Below are 16,019 nucleotides of genomic sequence, written 5' to 3' on the forward strand. Positions count from 1 at the left end.
GACCGCGCCACGAGTGGGTGCGTCCGGGCGCACACCGACGGGAGGTTCGCCAGGTGGGGTGGCTCGACCGGGTCGATGACCAGGTTGACGCCCTGACGCATGCCCGCGACCTCCAGGAGGCCAGCCGCTCGGCCGAGGCGGTCGGGGTCCTCGACCGGGTGCTGCGCACCACCGCCGACCCGTACACGAAGGCCGACGCGCTGGTGCAGCGGCTCTGCGCGCTGATCAACCTCGGTCGGACGGCCGAGTTCACCCGGGCCATCGAGGAGGCGTCCGGGGCCGTGCGGGACCTCCCCGAGCCCTACCTGCACGGGCACCTCAACGCGCTGGCCGCGCTGGCCGCGCACCACCAGGGCGCGCTGGACCGCTGCGTCATGCACCTGGTCCGGGCCTCGCGGGCGCTCAAGGCGGCGGAGGACCGGGACCGGGACACCGCCTGGGGCTGGCACGACCTGGCGATGGCCTACTCCTACCTCAGCTTCCACGGCCATGCGCTGGGCGCGATCGAGCGGGCCCGCCAGCACGGCGCCGCCGCCGGCATCCCCGAGGAGACCTTCGCCGCCCCGGGCATCCGGCTGCGCAACGCCGTCGCCCTGGACCACAACGGCGACAGCGACGGCTGCCTGCGGGTGCTCCGCGACATCGCCGCCGACCTGGCCCGTTTCGTCGCCGACGGCCGGGCCGAGCGGCTGCGGCCGAGCAGCCTCGCCGCCTACGGCTACGCGGCGGCCCGCCGGACGGCGCTCGGCGACCCGGGCCCGGTCGGCCCGGAGCCGGCCCGGCTGCTCGACCACAGCGGGGACAGCGCCCGGGCCCGGGACATGCGGCAGCTCGGCCACGTCTGCCTGGCGGTCGCCGACGGACGCCCGATCGAGGCGATCACCCGGCTGGACTCGGCCCGGGTGTCGGCCGAGACGCTCGGCGCGGCGGAGCCGTCCCGGCTGCGCAGCATCGCCTTCTCCCGGGCCGGCGACCACGCCGCCGCGCACCGCGCCGACCGGATGGCGTTCCGGCTGGCCGGGCAGCGCAACGACCGGCTGCGGGACGTCTACATCGACGGCATCGCGTTGCGCATCGACCACGAGGAGATGCGCCGGGAGGCGGCCCGCTACGAGGGTGAGGCGCTGACCGACCCGCTCACCGGGCTGCCCAACCGGCGTCAGTTGGAGCGGCACATCGCCTCGGTGGTGTCCCGGGGCGAGCGGGTGGTGATCGGCGTCTGCGACCTGGACGGCTTCAAGGCGGTCAACACCACCCACGGCCACCACTCCGGCGACCTGGTGCTGCAACGCATCGCCGGGGTGATCAACCGGGTGATGCGGCGGGGCGACTTCGTGGCCCGCTACGGCGGCGACGAGTTCGTGGTGGTGCTCTCCGGGGCCGGCATGGCCGAGGCCGCCGAGGTGACCCGCCGGATCGACGCGGCCGTGCGTACCGAGGACTGGGAGTCGCTGGTGCCCGGCACTCCGGTCGGGTTGAGCATCGGCTTCGCCGAGGTCAGCGGCACCGGGACCGCGCTACGCGACGCCCTCGGCGCCGCGTTCGAGATCGCCGACCGGGAGATGCTGCGGGCCAAGAACCGCACCCGCGCCTCCTGACCGCGCCGGGGACGGCCCGGGTGACCCGGCCCGGCGGCGACGCAGCCGGTGGCGGGCCGCCGCTGGTGGGGCGCCGGTGGCGGGGCGCGGTCAGCGGCGGGTCAGCTCGGTGTCGCCGGCCAGCCGGGCGGCCCGGTCGGCCTCGGTGAGGGCGTCGAGGACCCCGTCCAGTTCCCCGGCGAGCGCCAGGTCGAGGTTGTACGCCGTGTAGCCGATCCGGTGGTCGGTGATCCGGTTCTGCGGGAAGTTGTAGGTGCGGATCCGCTCCGAGCGGTCCACGGTGCGCACCTGCGCCCGGCGGGCGTCCGAGGCGGCGGCGTCGGCCTGCTCCTGGGCCACCGCCAGCAACCGGGCCCGCAGGATGCGCATCGCCTGCTCCCGGTTCTGCAGTTGGGACTTCTCGTTCTGGCAGGAGACCACCACCCCGGTCGGCAGGTGGGTGATCCGTACCGCCGAGTCGGTGGTGTTCACCGACTGGCCGCCCGGCCCGGACGAGCGGAACACGTCGATGCGCAGCTCGTTGGGGTCGATGGTGACGTCGACGTCCTCGGCCTCGGGCAGCACCAGGACGCCGGCCGCGCTGGTGTGGATGCGGCCCTGCGACTCGGTGACCGGGACCCGCTGGACCCGGTGCACGCCACCCTCCCACTTCAGCCGGGACCAGACGCCGTTGCCGCCGTCCGGGACCCCCTTGGTCTTGATCGCCAACGAGACGTCCTTGACCCCGCCGAGGTCGGAGTCCTGCGCGTCGATCACCTCGGTCAGCCACCCGTGCCGCTCGGCGTAGCGGGTGTACATCCGCAGCAGGTCCCCGGCGAACAGCGCGGACTCCTCGCCGCCCTCGCCGGCCTTGATCTCGATGATCACGTCCTTGGCGTCGTGCGGGTCGCGGGGGATCAGCAGCTCGGCCAGCCGCTCCTCCAGCGCCGGCAGGGTCGCCGCGATGGAGTCCGCCTCATCGGCGAACGCCGGGTCCTCGGCTGCCAACTCCCGGGCCGCGACCAGGTCGGCGCGGGTCTGCTCCAGCTCGTCGGCGGCCTTGTGCAAGGGCACCAGCGCGGCGTAACGACGACCGACCCGACGGGCGGTGTTCTGGTCGGCGTGGATGGCCGGGTCGGCCAGCCGCTTCTCCAGCTCGGCGTACTCGTCGAGGAGGGCGGCCAGGCGCTCGCTGCTCATGTGGGGGTGCTCCTTCGACGGATCCGGTGCAGAGGGAAGGCTGAGGTGAAAAGTAGGACGTAACGGACGACGCCCGCGTCCGGCACGGGGCCGGACACGGGCGTCGTCGGTGGAGCTACTTGGCCTTCTTCGCCTGAACCTTGGCGTACTTCTGCTGGAACTTGGCGACCCGGCCGGCGGTGTCGAGGACGCGCTGCTTGCCGGTGTAGAACGGGTGGCAGGCGCTGCAGGTCTCGACCGAGATCGAACCGCCCTTGGCGGTGCTGCGGGTCGTGAAGGAGTTGCCGCAGGAGCACTTGACCTCGGTCGTCGTGTACTCCGGGTGGATGTTGGGCTTCATGTCGCCTCGGTCCTTTCGTCAGGTGGTCGCCGGGTCGCCGCTGATCCCCCGTCGCCTGGTGCGCGACGGACTCGGGCGTGAACCGGAACCGGTGGCCGATTGACCAGTGTGCCATGGGCGTGAGCCGACCCGACGGGCGGGCCACACGATCGGTCCGGCAGTCGTAACGCCGGCCCACCACCCGGCATTCCCGCTGCTCGCGCCCACCATTCCTGCCCCGGCGCACCGACCGGCCGGGCGGGCTCCTCCCCCAGGTTCAGGAGCCCGCCCGGCCGGACCGCCGGGCGGCGTACGCCTCCCCAGGTCTGCGCCGCCCTCCGGTGGCCGGCCCGGCCGGATCGGCCGGGAACCGCACCTCCAGTCAACCCGGCGGCGCACACAACTTTCAAGAGCTGCCAGGTCTGCCGAAAGAAAAGTCCACCGACGGGGATTCCCACCTACAGGATTCCGGGGTACGACGAAGGGCACGACCGGAGCGGCCGTGCCCTTCGTCGTGGTCTCACCCGGGAGGGGTCACTCCCCCGGCGTCGACTTGGCGATCTGCATCAGGAACTCGATGTTGGTGCGGGACTGCTTGAGCCGGTCGAGCAGCAGGTCCAGCGCCGCCTGCGAGTCCAGCGAGTGCAGGACCTTGCGGAGCTTGTGGATGATGGCCAGCTCCTCCGGCGCGAGCAGGATCTCCTCCTTGCGGGTACCCGAGGAACTGACGTCCACCGCCGGGAAGGTCCGCTTGTCGGCGATCTTCCGGTCCAGCTTCAGCTCCGCGTTGCCGGTGCCCTTGAACTCCTCGAAGATGACCGTGTCCGCCATCGACCCGGTCTCCACCAGCGCGGTGGCGAGAATGGTCAGCGAGCCGCCGTTCTCGATGTTGCGGGCCGCACCCAGGAAGCGCTTCGGCGGGTAGAGCGCGGTGGAGTCGATACCACCGGACATGATCCGCCCGGAGGCCGGCGCCGCCAGGTTGTACGACCGGCCGAGCCGGGTCACCGAGTCGAGCAGCACGACCACGTCGTGCCCCAGCTCGACCAGGCGCTTGGCCCGCTCGATCGCCAGCTCCGCCACCGTGGTGTGGTCCTGCGGCGGACGGTCGAACGTGGCCGCGATGACCTCACCCTTCACCGAACGCTGCATGTCGGTGACCTCTTCGGGCCGCTCGTCGACCAGCACCACCATCAGGTGGCACTCCGGGTTGTTGTGGGTGATCGCGTTCGCGATCGCCTGGAGCACCATCGTCTTGCCGGCCTTGGGCGGCGACACGATCAGCGCCCGCTGCCCCTTGCCCAACGGCATGACCAGGTCGATCACCCGGGTGGTCAGGATGTGCGGCTCGGTCTCCAGCCGCAACCGCTCCTGCGGGTAGAGCGGGGTCAGCTTGTAGAACTCGGGACGACGCTTCGCCTCGTCCGGCTCCATGCCGTTGATGGTGTCCAACCGGACCAGCGGGTTGTACTTGTCCCGCCGCTGGTCACCGCTGGCGCTGCTGTCCCGGGTGGCCCGGACGGCGCCGGTGATCGCGTCACCCCGGCGCAGACCGTACTTCTTGATCTGCGACATGGAGACGTACACGTCGTTCGGGCCGGCCAGGTAGCCGGTGGTCCGGACGAAGGCGTAGTTGTCGAGCACGTCGATGATCCCGGCCACCGGGACCAGCACCTCGTCCTCGCCGACCTGCGGCTCACGGCTGCCGCCGCCGTTGTCGTTGCCGCCCTCGACCCGGTCGCCCCGGCCACGCCGGCGGTCCCGGAACCGACTGCGCCGACCCCGCCGGCCACCGCCCTCGTCGTCATCCGAGTCGTCGCGGTTGTCGCGGTTGTCGCGCTGACCACGCTCGCCCGAGCGGTCGCCCCGGTCGTTGCGGTCGGACCGCTCGCCCCGGTCACCCCGGTCGTTGCGGTCACCCCGGTCGGACCGCTCGTTGCCGCCGCGCTCGGCCCGCTCGCCACGGTCGCCGCCCGTCCGCTCGACCCGGTCGTTGCCGGCCCGCTCGGCCCGGTCGTTACCGGTACGGCCGGCGCGGTCGTTGTCCGTCCGCTCGACCCGGTCGCTGCCGGCCCGCTCGGCCCGGTCCACGCCGGTCCGCTCCCCACGGTCGTTACCGGCCCGCTCGGCCCGGTCCACGCCGGTCCGCTCGCCACGGTCCCGACCGCTGCGTCCCTCGGCCCGCTCGGGACGCTCGCCGGTCTCGACCGGTGCCTCCTCGGTACGGGTCTCGACGGGTCGGGCCTCGGCGGCCCGTGGCTCGGCGGCCCGTGGCTCGGCGGCCGGCCGGGCCTCGGCGGTGCTGGCCCGGCTGCGCCGGGTCCGGGTCCGACCCTCGGTCTCACCGGTGGCGGCAGGGGTCGCCGACGCCGGCTCGGTGGCCCGCTCCGGGGTGGTCACCTCGGCACGCACCTCCTCCCGGACGGGGGCAGCCGCAGCAGCAACCTCGGCCCGCGGTCGAGGGGTGCCGGTCGCGGCGCCGCCCTGCTGCCGCTCGGAGATCGCGCTGATCAGCTCGCCCTTGCGCATGCGGGCGGTCCCGGAGATGCCGAGCGACGCGGCCAGGCTCTGCAGCTCCGGCAGCAGCATCGCCGACAGGCCGGTGCCGCTACGCCGACGGCGGGCGGGGGCGGCGGTGGTGGCATCGCCAGCGACGTTGGAAACATCCGACGTCACGTCGGTGGTGTCGCTCAATGGAATCCTTCCCTCGATAGGCCGGGACTGCCCGGGATCGACAAGCAAGGTGGCCGGGCGGCCTCGGTGCACCCGCCTCGCATGACGCGTCGCGGGAGTCTGTGGCACAGCAGCCGGGCGGTTTCCCAACTCACCAACGTCGGTGAGCAGGTCTCGCCGTCTGCGGCGACCTGCGGAAACTGCGGTGCGGCGTGGGCCTTTGGCAGGGGTGGCGGGCTGACCGCCGAGAGCTTCGGGGTGCGCCGACCCGCAGAGAGATCGCGTGCTTCGCGGCTGTGCTGAGTCTAGAGCGTAATCAACTCTTCCGACCTGCGGCAACAGGGCCCCGCTCGGCGTGTCCCAGTCTACCCCGTACGACCGTCGCTCCGCGCACCTCTACCGGCAACCGCCAGACTTCCCATTCTGTTCCCTCGGTGAACCCCGCAGGCGGCTCGGTGAACGCCAGCACGGTGGGGCCCGCCCCACTGACCACGGCAGCCACACCAGCCGCTCGCAACGCACTGACCAGGGCAGCCGTCTGCGGCATTCCCGGCGCGCGGTAATCCTGGTGCAGCCGGTCGACGGTGGCCGGCAGCAGCAACGTCGGCTCGGCGGTCACCGCGTGCACCAGCAACGCCGACCGGCCCGCGTTCAGCGCCGCGTCCCCGTGCGGGACGGTCGACGGGAGGGCCGCCCGTGCGGTGGCCGTCAGACCCCGCTGCGCCGGCACGAAGACCGTGGGGCGGACCCCGGCCGCCACCGGCAGCGAGACCGCCCGGCCGCCACCCGGCTCGGTCCAGGCGATGGTGAACCCGCCGAGCAGGCAGGGCGCGACGTTGTCCGGATGGCCCTCGATCTCGGCGGCCAGCCGCAGCACGGCGTCGTCGTCGAGCCGCTGCGCGCCGTCGGTGACCAGCGCCCGGGCCAGCAGCACCCCGGCCACGATCGCCGCCGAGGAAGACCCCAGGCCCCGTGCCTGCGGGATCCGGTTGACGCACTCCAGCGCCAGCCCGGGCGGCTGCCCACCGAGCAGGTCGAAGGCGGCCCGCATGGCGACCACCACCAGGTGCCGGTCGTCCTGCGGCAGCTCACCGGCCCCCTCACCGGTCACCGCCACCCGGACGTCGGTCGAGGTCACCTCGGCGGACACGTCGTCGTGCAGGGCGAGGGCGAGCCCGAGGGCGTCGAACCCGGGGCCCAGGTTGGCGCTGGTCGCGGGCACCCGCACCCGCACCGGCCCGGAGGCGAAAGTCGTCGGCACCGGCTCATGCTAGGGCCCGGGGCCGACGACGCACCCGCTCGCCCGGCCGGTGGGACTGGATCGGCTCGGTTAGCCTGACGCCGATCTATCAGCCGCTCAGGAGGCGACGTGGGAATGTTCGGTTACCGGATCACGCAGTTGGTGGGGCACCTTCCCGTGCTGCTCACGCTGCTCGTCGTCCTGGTGCTCGCCGCCACCGCCCGCCGCCGGCTGCCCGGCCGGGCCCGGTCGTTGCTGATCGCCGGGGCCGCTGTCCTGCTGCTGGTGGAGCTGTTCAACACCGCCTGGGTGGCGGCCCTGCCCGAGCTGATCCGGGCCCGGGTCCGCTCCGGCGGGATGCGGCAGTTCGAGCTGATGAACCTCGCCGCCAGCACGGTCAGCTGGATCGGCTACCCGATCGGCCTGGGCCTCGTCGTCGCCGCCGTGTTCGCCGGCCGCGCCGCGAGCCACGCCCCCGGCCAACCGTGGGGCGCCTGGACGCCCCCGGCCGGATCCGCCGCCGGCCAGCCGTCCGGCTTCGCCGCCGGCCACCCGGGCACCGGCCACCCAGGCCACGGCCACCCGGGCACCGGCCAACCGGGCCCCGGCCCCGTGGTGCCGGACCAGGCGGCCCCCTGGGGCGGGAGCGACCGGCCGCCGGCCGCACCGCCACAGGGCGACCGGGTCGACTGAGCCGCCCGAGGGTCAGCGGGCGGTCAGCGGGTCCGGGCCGGCGGCCGGGTCGGTGAGCGAGAGCCGGCGGGTGGCGATCCGCCAGCCCACCGCGTACACGACGGTGACCAGGCCGCAGCCGGCCAGCACCACCCGCTCGTCCACCAGGTCGACCACACCGGCCACCACCAGCTGGCTGACCGAGATCGCCAGGGTCGCCAGCATCATGTCGGTGGCGAACACCCGACCGCGCAGCCGGTCGGGCACCTCGCCCTGGAGGGCGAAGTTCGACAGCACCCAGTTGCTGCCGCCACCGAAGTGGGCCACGAAGACCAGCAGCAGCACCAACGGGAACCAGCTCGCCACCGCCGCGCCCAGGTAGGCCAACCCGTACAGCGACATCGACAGGGCCAGACCGGGCAACAACCAGGCCCGGTTGGTCAGCACCCGGCTCATCAGGATCGGCCCGACCAGCGCCCCCGCCCCGCGCGCGGCGAAGAGCAGCCCGGTGCCGACGGGCCCCACCCCGTAGACGGCGGCCAGCAGCGGAAAGACCGTCAGCACACCGTTGCCCAGGCCCACCGCCGACTTCACCGTGACCAGCGCCAGCACCCGGGGCCGGTGCCGGATGTGACCCAGCGCCTCGCGGATCGCCACCCAGGTGCGCGGCGTCGACCGGTCGGCCTCCCGGGGCGCCTGCAACGGCCGGCGGATCAGCGCCGCCAGGCCCGCCGCCAGCACCAGGCCGACCGCACCCACCCAGAAGCAGGCGTACGGCCCGACCACCGCGCTCAACACGCCACCGAGGGACGCGCCGACCACCGTCATCGTCCCCCAGGCGGACCCGGCGATGGCGTTGCCGGCCGCCAGGTCGGCCGGGTCGACGACGTTGGGCAGGGCGGCCTGCGCGGCGGGCGAGTAGAACGCCTTGCCGACCGCCACCGCCGCGATCGCCACCATGGCCAGCCAGGCCGTGCCGGCGTCACGCACCCCGAGCAGCAGCAGCACGCCGAGCAGGGTCACGCCGTTCGCGGCCATCATGACCTTGCGGCGGTCGAACCGGTCGGCGATGGTCCCGGTGTACGGCAGCAGCAGCGCCAGCACCCCGGTGTCCAGGGCCAGCACCAGGGCGCCCCACACGCCGCTGCCGGTCAACTGCGGCAGCAGCACCAGCAGCGGCACCATGACGAACCAGTCGGCGCCGAAGACCACCAGCTCGGCCAGGAAGAGGTTGCGGAAGTCCCGGTTGCGGACGAGTACGGAGAGCGGAGAGGACACGTGCCCGCACCCTACCCGCCGGCTCGCGGCCCGCTCGTTCGGCTCAGCAACTGGGAGACCGTGACGAAGGTGTAGCCCCGGGCCCGCAGACCGGTGATCATCGCGTCCAGGCCCCGCACCGCCACCTGCCGGTTCTCCGGACCCGCGTCGTGGGCCAGCAGGATCGTGCCCGGCACGACGTCCGCCACGATCCGCCGGGCGTGTCCGGCCGGGTCGTCCGGGAACTCACCCTCCACCATCTGCAACGACCAGAGCACGACCCGGTAGTCCAGGCGTACGGCGGCGTGCAGCACCCCGCCGCCCAGGTGCCCGTACGGTGGGCGGGTCAACCGGGGTGCCACCCCGGCGGCCTCGGCGATGGCCTCGTGCGACCGGCGCAGGTCGTCGTGCACCTCGGCGGCGGCCAGCCTCGCCAGGTCCCGGTGCCGCCAACTGTGGTTGCCCACCTCGTGCCGGGCCAGCCGCCCCCGGATCAGGTCGGCGTGCCGGCGGACCCGCGCGCCGACCAGGAAGAAGGTCGCCGGCACCGCGTGCCGCTCCAGGGTGTCCAGCACGGTCGGCGTCCACCGCGGCAGGGGCCCGTCGTCGAAGGTGAGGGCCACCAGCCGTTCGGTGGTGGGGGCGTGCCACACCACCTGGAGCCCGCCCGCACCGACGTCCTGGCGTCGGTTGCCGACGGTGGCGCTGGCCGGGCCGCCGGAGAGCGGCAGGTGCCGGTCGGCGAGCGACGCCCCCTGCGACATGCCGACGGCGCCCAGCGTGATGCCCCCGGCCAGCAACGCCCCGCCGCCCAGCACCCGCCGTCGGCCCCACCGCCCGCCACCCGGGCCGGTCGTCTCGCCCCCGTCCCGCGCCATCACCGACGGTGGATGGACGATGACCGAAGGTAGGTGACCACAGGGTGACCGTACCCCCCGGTCGGCGCGCTGTCCCGGGCCCGACACGACGCGCCCCCGGCCGGTGGTCCCGGGCCGGGGGCGCGTGGTGGGGCGACGGTCGTGCCGGGCCTGACCCGGCGCGCTGGTGCGTCGTGGCGTGTCCACCGCGCCGCGACCGGCTGACGGTCGCGATGCGGTGGACGGGGCTACTCCGTCGGTGGCAGCGGCGAGCGGCGGCTCTTCGGCAGCCGCAGCACCTCGAACTGGTCGGTGCCGTCCACCAGGGCCGCCGACGGGGTCGGCCGGGCCGGCGCTTCGGCGGCGGCCTCGGCGGCCGGGGCACCCACCGGCGCCGGCACCTCGGCGGCCGGCTCGGCGGGCGTCCCGGCGGGTCCACCCTCGTCGGAGGTGCGCCCCCGCCGGCCGGCCCGCCGCTCCCGCAGCGACTCCTTGGTGCGCTCCACCATCGTGTAGAAGGTCGGCACCAGGACCAGGGTGAGCAGGGTGGAGCTGAGCAGGCCACCGATCACCACCACGGCGAGCGGCTGGGAGATGAAGCCGCCCTCCCCGGTGAGCCCGAACGCCATCGGCAGCAACGCGAAGATGGTGGCCACCGCGGTCATCAGGATCGGCCGCAACCGGCGTCGGCCGCCCTCGACCACCGCCTCGCTGACGCTCATCCCCTGCCCCCGGTACTGGTTGACCAGGTCCAGCAGCACGATCGCGTTGGTCACCACGATGCCGACCAGCATGAGCACGCCGATCAGCGCCGGCACGCCCAGCGGGGTCCCGGTGACCAGCAGCAGGCCGATCGCACCGGTCGCCGCGAACGGGATGGAGATCAGCAGGATCAGCGCCTGGACGATGCTCCGGAACGTCGCCACCATGATCAGGAAGACGATCGCGATCGCCGCCAGCACGGCCAGGCCCAGGTCACCGAAGGCGTCCTCCTGCTGGGCGCTGGCCCCGCCCACGGTGATCGTCGCCCCCGGCACGTCCAGCTCGTCCAGCCGCTGCTTCAGCTCGGTCGTGGTCGCACCGAGGTTGGAGCCGGTGGCCGTGCCGGTCACCGACACGCTGCGCTCACCGTCGATCCGGGTGACCTGCTGCGGCCCCTCGCCCCGGGTGACGTCGGCGATGTCGTCCAACTTCACCGGGCCCACCGGCAGCGCCCGCAACTGTTCCTCGGTCAACGGCGGGGTGGCCGTGGTCCGCAGCACCACGTCCTGCTGGCCGCCGTCGAGCGTCACCCGGCCCAGCGGACTGCCCCGGTACGCCTGCGACACCAACTGCCCGACCGCCGCCTCACTCAGCCCCACCCGGGCCGCGGCCAACCGGTCGACCCTGACGTCGACCCGGGGCACCCGGTCGGCCAGGCTGGTGGCGACGTCCTCGACCCCCGAGATGCCCGCCATGGCGCCCCGGACCTGGTCGGCGGCCCGGTTCAGGGTGTCGGTGTCGGCGGCCTGGACGACCACCTCCAACTGGTTGCCCGAGGTGCCCCCCTGCCCGTTGTCGAAGCTCAGCTCGCCGGCTGCGGCACCGAGCCCGTCGAACTCCCGGCGCAGGACCTGCTTCATCTCCTTGGCGTCGGTGTCGCCGCCGAGCGCCACCGACCAGCGGGCGGTGTTGTTGCCTCCGCCCGCCAGCCACGGCTGGTCGTTGCCGCCCGCGCTCACCTGGTAGGTCTCGACCCCGTCGGTACGCGCCAGCACCCCCTCCACCAGGCGGGCCGCCTGGTCGGTGGCGGCCAGCCCCGACCCGGCCGGCAGCTTCTGGCCGATGCTCAGGGTGTCCTGGCCGGAGTCGTCGAGGAAGTTGGTCTCCAGCTTCTGGGCCAGCCCGAAGGTGCCGAACAGCAGCAGGACGCCCACCGCCACGGTGATCCACCGGGTCCGGCGGGTCCGGGTGGCGAACCCGATCACCGGCAGGTACGCCCGCTGCAACGGGCTGCGCAGCTCCTTGGCCTCGGCGGCCCGGCGGACCGCCTCGTCCGCGCCGTCGCGCGGTGGCTTGAGGAACCAGTACGCCAGCACCGGGATCACCGTCAGCGACACCAGCAGCGAGGCGAGCAGGGCCACCGTGACGGTGATCGCGAACGGCGCGAAGAGCTGCCCGACGAAGCCACCCACCAGGGCGATCGGCGCGAACACCGCGACCGTGGTGAGCGTCGACGCGGTGACCGCCCCGGCCACCTCGCGGACGGCGGCGACGATCGCGTCCCGTTTCGGTTCGCCGTACTCCAGATGGCGTTTGATGTTCTCCAACACCACGATCGAGTCGTCGACCACCCGGCCGACCGCGATGGTGAGCGCGCCCAGGGTGAGCAGGTTGAGCGAGTAGTCGCCGACCCAGAGGGCGAGCAGCGCCACCACCACCGACAGCGGGATGGAGACCGCGGTGACCAGGGTGGACCGGATCGAGAGCAGGAAGACCAGGATCACCACGACCGCCATCAGCAGGCCGAGCAGCCCCTCGGTGGTCAGACTCTCGATCGACTTCTCCACGAACGGGGCCTGGTCGAACACGATGGTCAGCTCGGTGCCGGAGGCCGACCTGAGGTCGTCCAGCCGGTCCCGGATGTCGTGCGAGATGCGGACGGCGTTGCCGTCCTGGGCGGCCGTGACCTGGACGCCGATGCTCTCCTTGCCGTTGGTCCGGGTGATCGCGGTGGCCGGGGCGAGCTGCTGCTCGACGGTCGCCACGTCACCGAGGCGGACCGGGACGGCCTTCGGCGCGGTCGGGGTGAGCGCGATGCCGCGCAACTCGTCGAGGGTGGTGACCGGGGCACCCACCTGCACCGGCAGCGCGCTGGTGCCGTCGACGACCGCACCGGCCGGCACGGCGATGCCGTTGGTCTTCAGCGCGGTGGCGATGGCGGTCGGATTCAGCTTCGCGGCGGCGAACTTCGCCGGGTCGGGCACGATCGTCACGACCTGGTCGCGGGTGCCGGTCACGGCGACCGTCCGGACGCCGTCGATCCCCTCCAGCTCGGGCACCACGGTGTCGCGCAGCTTCGCGGCGAGCGCCTGCTCGTCACCGCCGCCGGTGGCGGCCAGCACCACGGCCGGCAGGTCGTCGGTGCTGCCGGTGATGACCTGCGGGTCCACGTCGTCGGGCAGCTGCGCGTCGACCCGGCTCAGCGCGGTCTGCATCTTGTTGGCCACGTCGTCGATGTCGGTGCCGAAGACGAACTCCACAGCGATCGTCGCCGACCCCTCCCGCGAGGTGGAGGTGACCTTCTCCAGCCCGGGAATGCTCTGGAGGCTGTTCTCGATCGGCTCGGTGACCTGCGCCTCGACGATCTCCGGCGAGGCGCCCGGGTAGACCGCGACGACGAACGCGCCGGGGAACTCCAGCGACGGCAGCAGCTGCTGCTTGAGCGAGGGGACGGTGAACGCCCCGAACGCCGCGGTCACCACCGCGATCAGGGCGACGAGCCCCCGGTTGGCGAGGCTGGATCTGGCGAGCAGCGACATCGGCGTGGCTCACTCCTGGGAGAGGGGACAGGCGTCTACGAAGTCTGCCCGACCCGGTCTCCCCCGCCCCGCACGGGGTCACCGACTCCCGGTGTGCCCGGTGACGGCAGGACGACCGCCGCCGGTCGGCGCGACCGGGGCGGGACGAGGGCCACACCGGTCACACCGGGAGGCGGCGGGTGACCGCTGCACCGGTCGCCGGGGCGGCGGGCAGAGGTGGGATCAGGCCAGGTCGAGGGAGCGGGCGGCGGTCAGGGCGTCGTTGGCGATGGTGATCGGCGCGGGCGCGGTGGAGATCGCCCACTCCGGGTCCTTGAGGCCGTGGCCGGTGACCGTGCAGACCACGGTGGCGCCGGCCGGGACCTGACCCGCCGCGCCCTGCTGGAGCAGCCCCGCCACGCTGGCCGCGCTGCCCAGCTCGACGAAGACCCCCACCTCCCGGGCGAGCAGCCGGTAGGCCGCGAGGATCTCCCGGTCAGTCACGGCGGCGATCAGCCCCTGCGAGGCGTCCCGGGCGTCGAGCGCCTTGGTCCAGCTCGCCGGGTTGCCGATCCGGATGGCGGTGGCGATGGTCGACGGCTCCGGCACCACCTGACCGCTGACGATCGGGGCCGCGCCGGCGGCCTGGAAGCCGTACATCTTCGGAGCGCGGGTGGCGTTGCCGGCCCGCAGATCCTCCGAGTAACCCATCCAGTAGGCGGAGATGTTGCCGGCGTTGCCGACCGGCAGACAGTGGATGTCGGGGGCGTCACCGAGCGCCTCGACGATCTCGAACGCGGCCGTCTTCTGGCCGTGCAGGCGGTCCGGGTTGACCGAGTTGACCAGGGCCACCGGGAAGTCCTGGGCGAGCTTCGAGGCCAGCGCGAGACAGTCGTCGAAGTTGCCCTGCACCTGGAGCAACTTGGCCCCGTGCACCAGCGCCTGGGCCAGCTTGCCCAGCGCGATCTTGCCCTGCGGCACCAGCACCGCGCAGGTGATCCCGGCCCGGGCCGCGTACGCGGCGGCGGAGGCGCTGGTATTGCCGGTGGAGGCGCAGATGATCGCCTTGTCGCCGGCCTCGACCGCCTTGGAGACGGCGACCGTCATGCCCCGGTCCTTGAACGAGCCGGTGGGGTTGGCCCCCTCGACCTTCAGATAGACGTCGGCACCGAGCCGGGCGGAGAGCGCCGGCGCGGGCAGCAGCGGGGTGTTCCCCTCGTGCAGGGTGACCACGGGCGTGGCGTCGGTGACCGGCAGCCGGTCCCGGTACGTCTCGATCAGGCCCCGCCACATGTCGCTCTCCTCGCCTCTGCCGCCCCGGTCGTGCCGGAGCCCCTGCCAGCCTGGACCAGCCTCGCCGACCGGTCCCCGGCACACCCACTGATAACCATCAGGCGAGACGCCGGGTCACGCGCCGCCCTCGACCCGCAGCACGCTCGCCACCGAGCGGACGATGTCCAGCCCGCGCAGCTCCCGTACCGTCGCGGCGAGCGCGGCGTCCGGGGCGACGTGGGTGACGATGACCAGGTCGGCGTCCTCGCCGCGACCCGCCGGGCCGCCGCCGGCCGGCCCCTGCCGGACGGTGGCGATGGAGACGTCGTGCCGGGCGAACACCCCGGCCACCCCCTGGAGCACACCCGGCCGGTCGACCACGTCGAGGCTGATGTGGTAGCGGGTCAGCGCCTCGCCCATCGGCCGGACCGCCAGGTCGGCGTACGCGGACTCGCTGGCCGCGTACGCCCCGGCGAGCCGGTTGCGGGCCACCGCCACCACGTCACCGAGGACCGCGCTGGCGGTCGGCGCCCCGCCCGCCCCCCGGCCGTAGAACATCAACTGCCCGGCCGCCTCGGCCTCGACGAAGACCGCGTTGAACGCGTCGCCGACGCTGGCCAGCGGGTGGGTCAGCGGGATCATCGCGGGGTGCACCCGGACGCTGACCGTCTCCCGGCCGGCCTCGTCGGTGCCCCGGGCGGCGATGCAGAGCAGCTTGATGGTGCAGCCCATCGCCTTGGCGCTGGCCATGTCGGCGACGGTGACCTCGGTGATGCCCTCGCGGTGCACGTCGGCGGCGGTGACCCGGGTGTGGAAGGCGAGCGAGGCCAGGATGGCCGCCTTCGCGGCGGCGTCGAAGCCCTCCACGTCGGCGGTCGGGTCGGCCTCGGCATACCCCAGCTCGGTCGCCTCGTCCAGCGCCTCCGCGAAGCCGGCGCCGGTGGCGTCCATCGCGGAGAGGATGAAGTTGGTGGTGCCGTTGACGATGCCGGTGACCCGGTTGATCCGGTCGCCGTGCAGCGACTCGCGCAGCGGACGCAGCAGCGGGATCGCCCCGGCGACGGACGCCTCGTAGTAGAGGTCGGCTCCGCCCTCGGCCGCCGCGTCGTGCAGGGCCGCGCCGTCCTCGGCGAGCAGCGCCTTGTTGGCGGTGACCACGCTCTTGCCGGCGCGCAGCGCCTCCACCAGCCAGCTCCGCGCCGGTTCGATGCCGCCGACCACCTCGACGACCACGTCCACGTCGTCGCGTTTGATCAGGCCGAGCGGGTCGGTGGTGAACAGCGCCGGGTCGACGGGGAGGTCACCCCGATCCCGGCCGACCCGCCGCACGGCGATGCCGGCGATCTCCAGCGGAGCACCGATCCGGGCGGCCAGGTCGGCGGCCTGCGTGTGCAGCAGCCGGACCACCTCGCTACCGACCGTTCCGCAGCCGAGCAGGGCCAAGCGCACAGG

At 73.6% G+C, this 16,019-nt stretch carries 11 protein-coding genes; 2 read left to right on the top strand and 9 right to left on the bottom strand.

All coding sequences use genetic code 11. The annotated features are described in order from the left end of the window. The first annotated feature begins 53 nt into the window (after window positions 1-53). On the top strand, window positions 54-1,598 hold the full coding sequence (locus ACQP2H_RS25260) for a GGDEF domain-containing protein (protein WP_219464448.1): 1,545 nt from the start codon (window positions 54-56) through the stop codon (window positions 1,596-1,598). A 90-nt stretch (window positions 1,599-1,688) separates the two neighbouring features. Here the strand turns inward: ACQP2H_RS25260 and prfA are convergent, their stop codons facing one another. The 4 genes from prfA to thrB all read right to left on the bottom strand — a co-directional run bounded on the left by prfA (window position 1,689) and on the right by thrB (window position 7,030). Further along, the gene (gene prfA, locus ACQP2H_RS25265) at window positions 1,689-2,777 is read right to left on the bottom strand and encodes a peptide chain release factor 1 (protein WP_433229115.1); all 1,089 of its coding nucleotides are present in this window, start codon (window positions 2,775-2,777) and stop codon (window positions 1,689-1,691) included. Between the two features lie 115 nt (window positions 2,778-2,892). After that, the gene (rpmE, locus tag ACQP2H_RS25270) at window positions 2,893-3,117 is read right to left on the bottom strand and encodes a 50S ribosomal protein L31 (protein ID WP_088642795.1); all 225 of its coding nucleotides are present in this window, start codon (window positions 3,115-3,117) and stop codon (window positions 2,893-2,895) included. A gap of 513 nt (window positions 3,118-3,630) precedes the next feature. Continuing rightward, window positions 3,631-5,790, bottom strand: a complete 2,160-nt coding sequence (gene rho, locus ACQP2H_RS25275; protein WP_433229117.1) for a transcription termination factor Rho — start codon at window positions 5,788-5,790, stop codon at window positions 3,631-3,633. A gap of 295 nt (window positions 5,791-6,085) precedes the next feature. Further along, window positions 6,086-7,030: a homoserine kinase gene (gene thrB / locus ACQP2H_RS25280; RefSeq protein ID WP_433229118.1), complete on the bottom strand. Its 945-nt coding sequence runs from the start codon at window positions 7,028-7,030 to the stop codon at window positions 6,086-6,088. Between the two features lie 108 nt (window positions 7,031-7,138). Here thrB and ACQP2H_RS25285 point away from each other — a divergent pair, with 108 nt between their 5' ends. After that, entirely contained in the window at window positions 7,139-7,702 is a 564-nt protein-coding gene (locus ACQP2H_RS25285) for a hypothetical protein (protein WP_433229120.1), read from the top strand. Between the two features lie 12 nt (window positions 7,703-7,714). On the opposite strand, the gene ACQP2H_RS25290 is transcribed toward ACQP2H_RS25285, so the two are convergent. The 5 genes from ACQP2H_RS25290 to ACQP2H_RS25310 all read right to left on the bottom strand — a co-directional run bounded on the left by ACQP2H_RS25290 (window position 7,715) and on the right by ACQP2H_RS25310 (window position 16,016). After that, window positions 7,715-8,959 (bottom strand): MFS transporter, encoded by a 1,245-nt coding sequence (locus tag ACQP2H_RS25290; protein ID WP_219464452.1) that lies wholly within the window; start codon window positions 8,957-8,959, stop codon window positions 7,715-7,717. A gap of 11 nt (window positions 8,960-8,970) precedes the next feature. Beyond that, a complete protein-coding gene (locus ACQP2H_RS25295) occupies window positions 8,971-9,816 on the bottom strand; it encodes a polysaccharide deacetylase family protein (protein ID WP_357535271.1) in 846 nt (281 codons plus the stop codon). Between the two features lie 227 nt (window positions 9,817-10,043). Further along, on the bottom strand, window positions 10,044-13,316 hold the full coding sequence (locus ACQP2H_RS25300) for an efflux RND transporter permease subunit (protein WP_433229122.1): 3,273 nt from the start codon (window positions 13,314-13,316) through the stop codon (window positions 10,044-10,046). Window positions 13,317-13,538: 222 nt separating this feature from the next. Continuing rightward, window positions 13,539-14,588: a threonine synthase gene (thrC, locus tag ACQP2H_RS25305; protein ID WP_357891899.1), complete on the bottom strand. Its 1,050-nt coding sequence runs from the start codon at window positions 14,586-14,588 to the stop codon at window positions 13,539-13,541. A 114-nt stretch (window positions 14,589-14,702) separates the two neighbouring features. Then, window positions 14,703-16,016, bottom strand: coding sequence for a homoserine dehydrogenase (locus ACQP2H_RS25310; protein WP_176739259.1), 1,314 nt, complete (start codon window positions 16,014-16,016; stop codon window positions 14,703-14,705). Window positions 16,017-16,019 lie beyond the last annotated feature (3 nt).

The organism is Micromonospora sp. CA-248260 (genome assembly GCF_050942205.1).
Lineage (GTDB): Bacteria > Actinomycetota > Actinomycetes > Mycobacteriales > Micromonosporaceae > Micromonospora > Micromonospora antibiotica.

Excerpts from the sequence above, each read along its gene's own strand:
- prfA (WP_433229115.1), bottom strand. The coding sequence starts at position 2,777 with ATGAGCAGCGAGCGCCTGGCCGCCCTCCTCGACGAGTACGCCGAGCTG.
- rpmE (WP_088642795.1), bottom strand. The coding sequence starts at position 3,117 with ATGAAGCCCAACATCCACCCGGAGTACACGACGACCGAGGTCAAGTGC.
- ACQP2H_RS25295 (WP_357535271.1), bottom strand. The coding sequence starts at position 9,816 with ATGGCGCGGGACGGGGGCGAGACGACCGGCCCGGGTGGCGGGCGGTGG.
- ACQP2H_RS25300 (WP_433229122.1), bottom strand. The coding sequence starts at position 13,316 with ATGTCGCTGCTCGCCAGATCCAGCCTCGCCAACCGGGGGCTCGTCGCC.
- thrC (WP_357891899.1), bottom strand. The coding sequence starts at position 14,588 with ATGTGGCGGGGCCTGATCGAGACGTACCGGGACCGGCTGCCGGTCACC.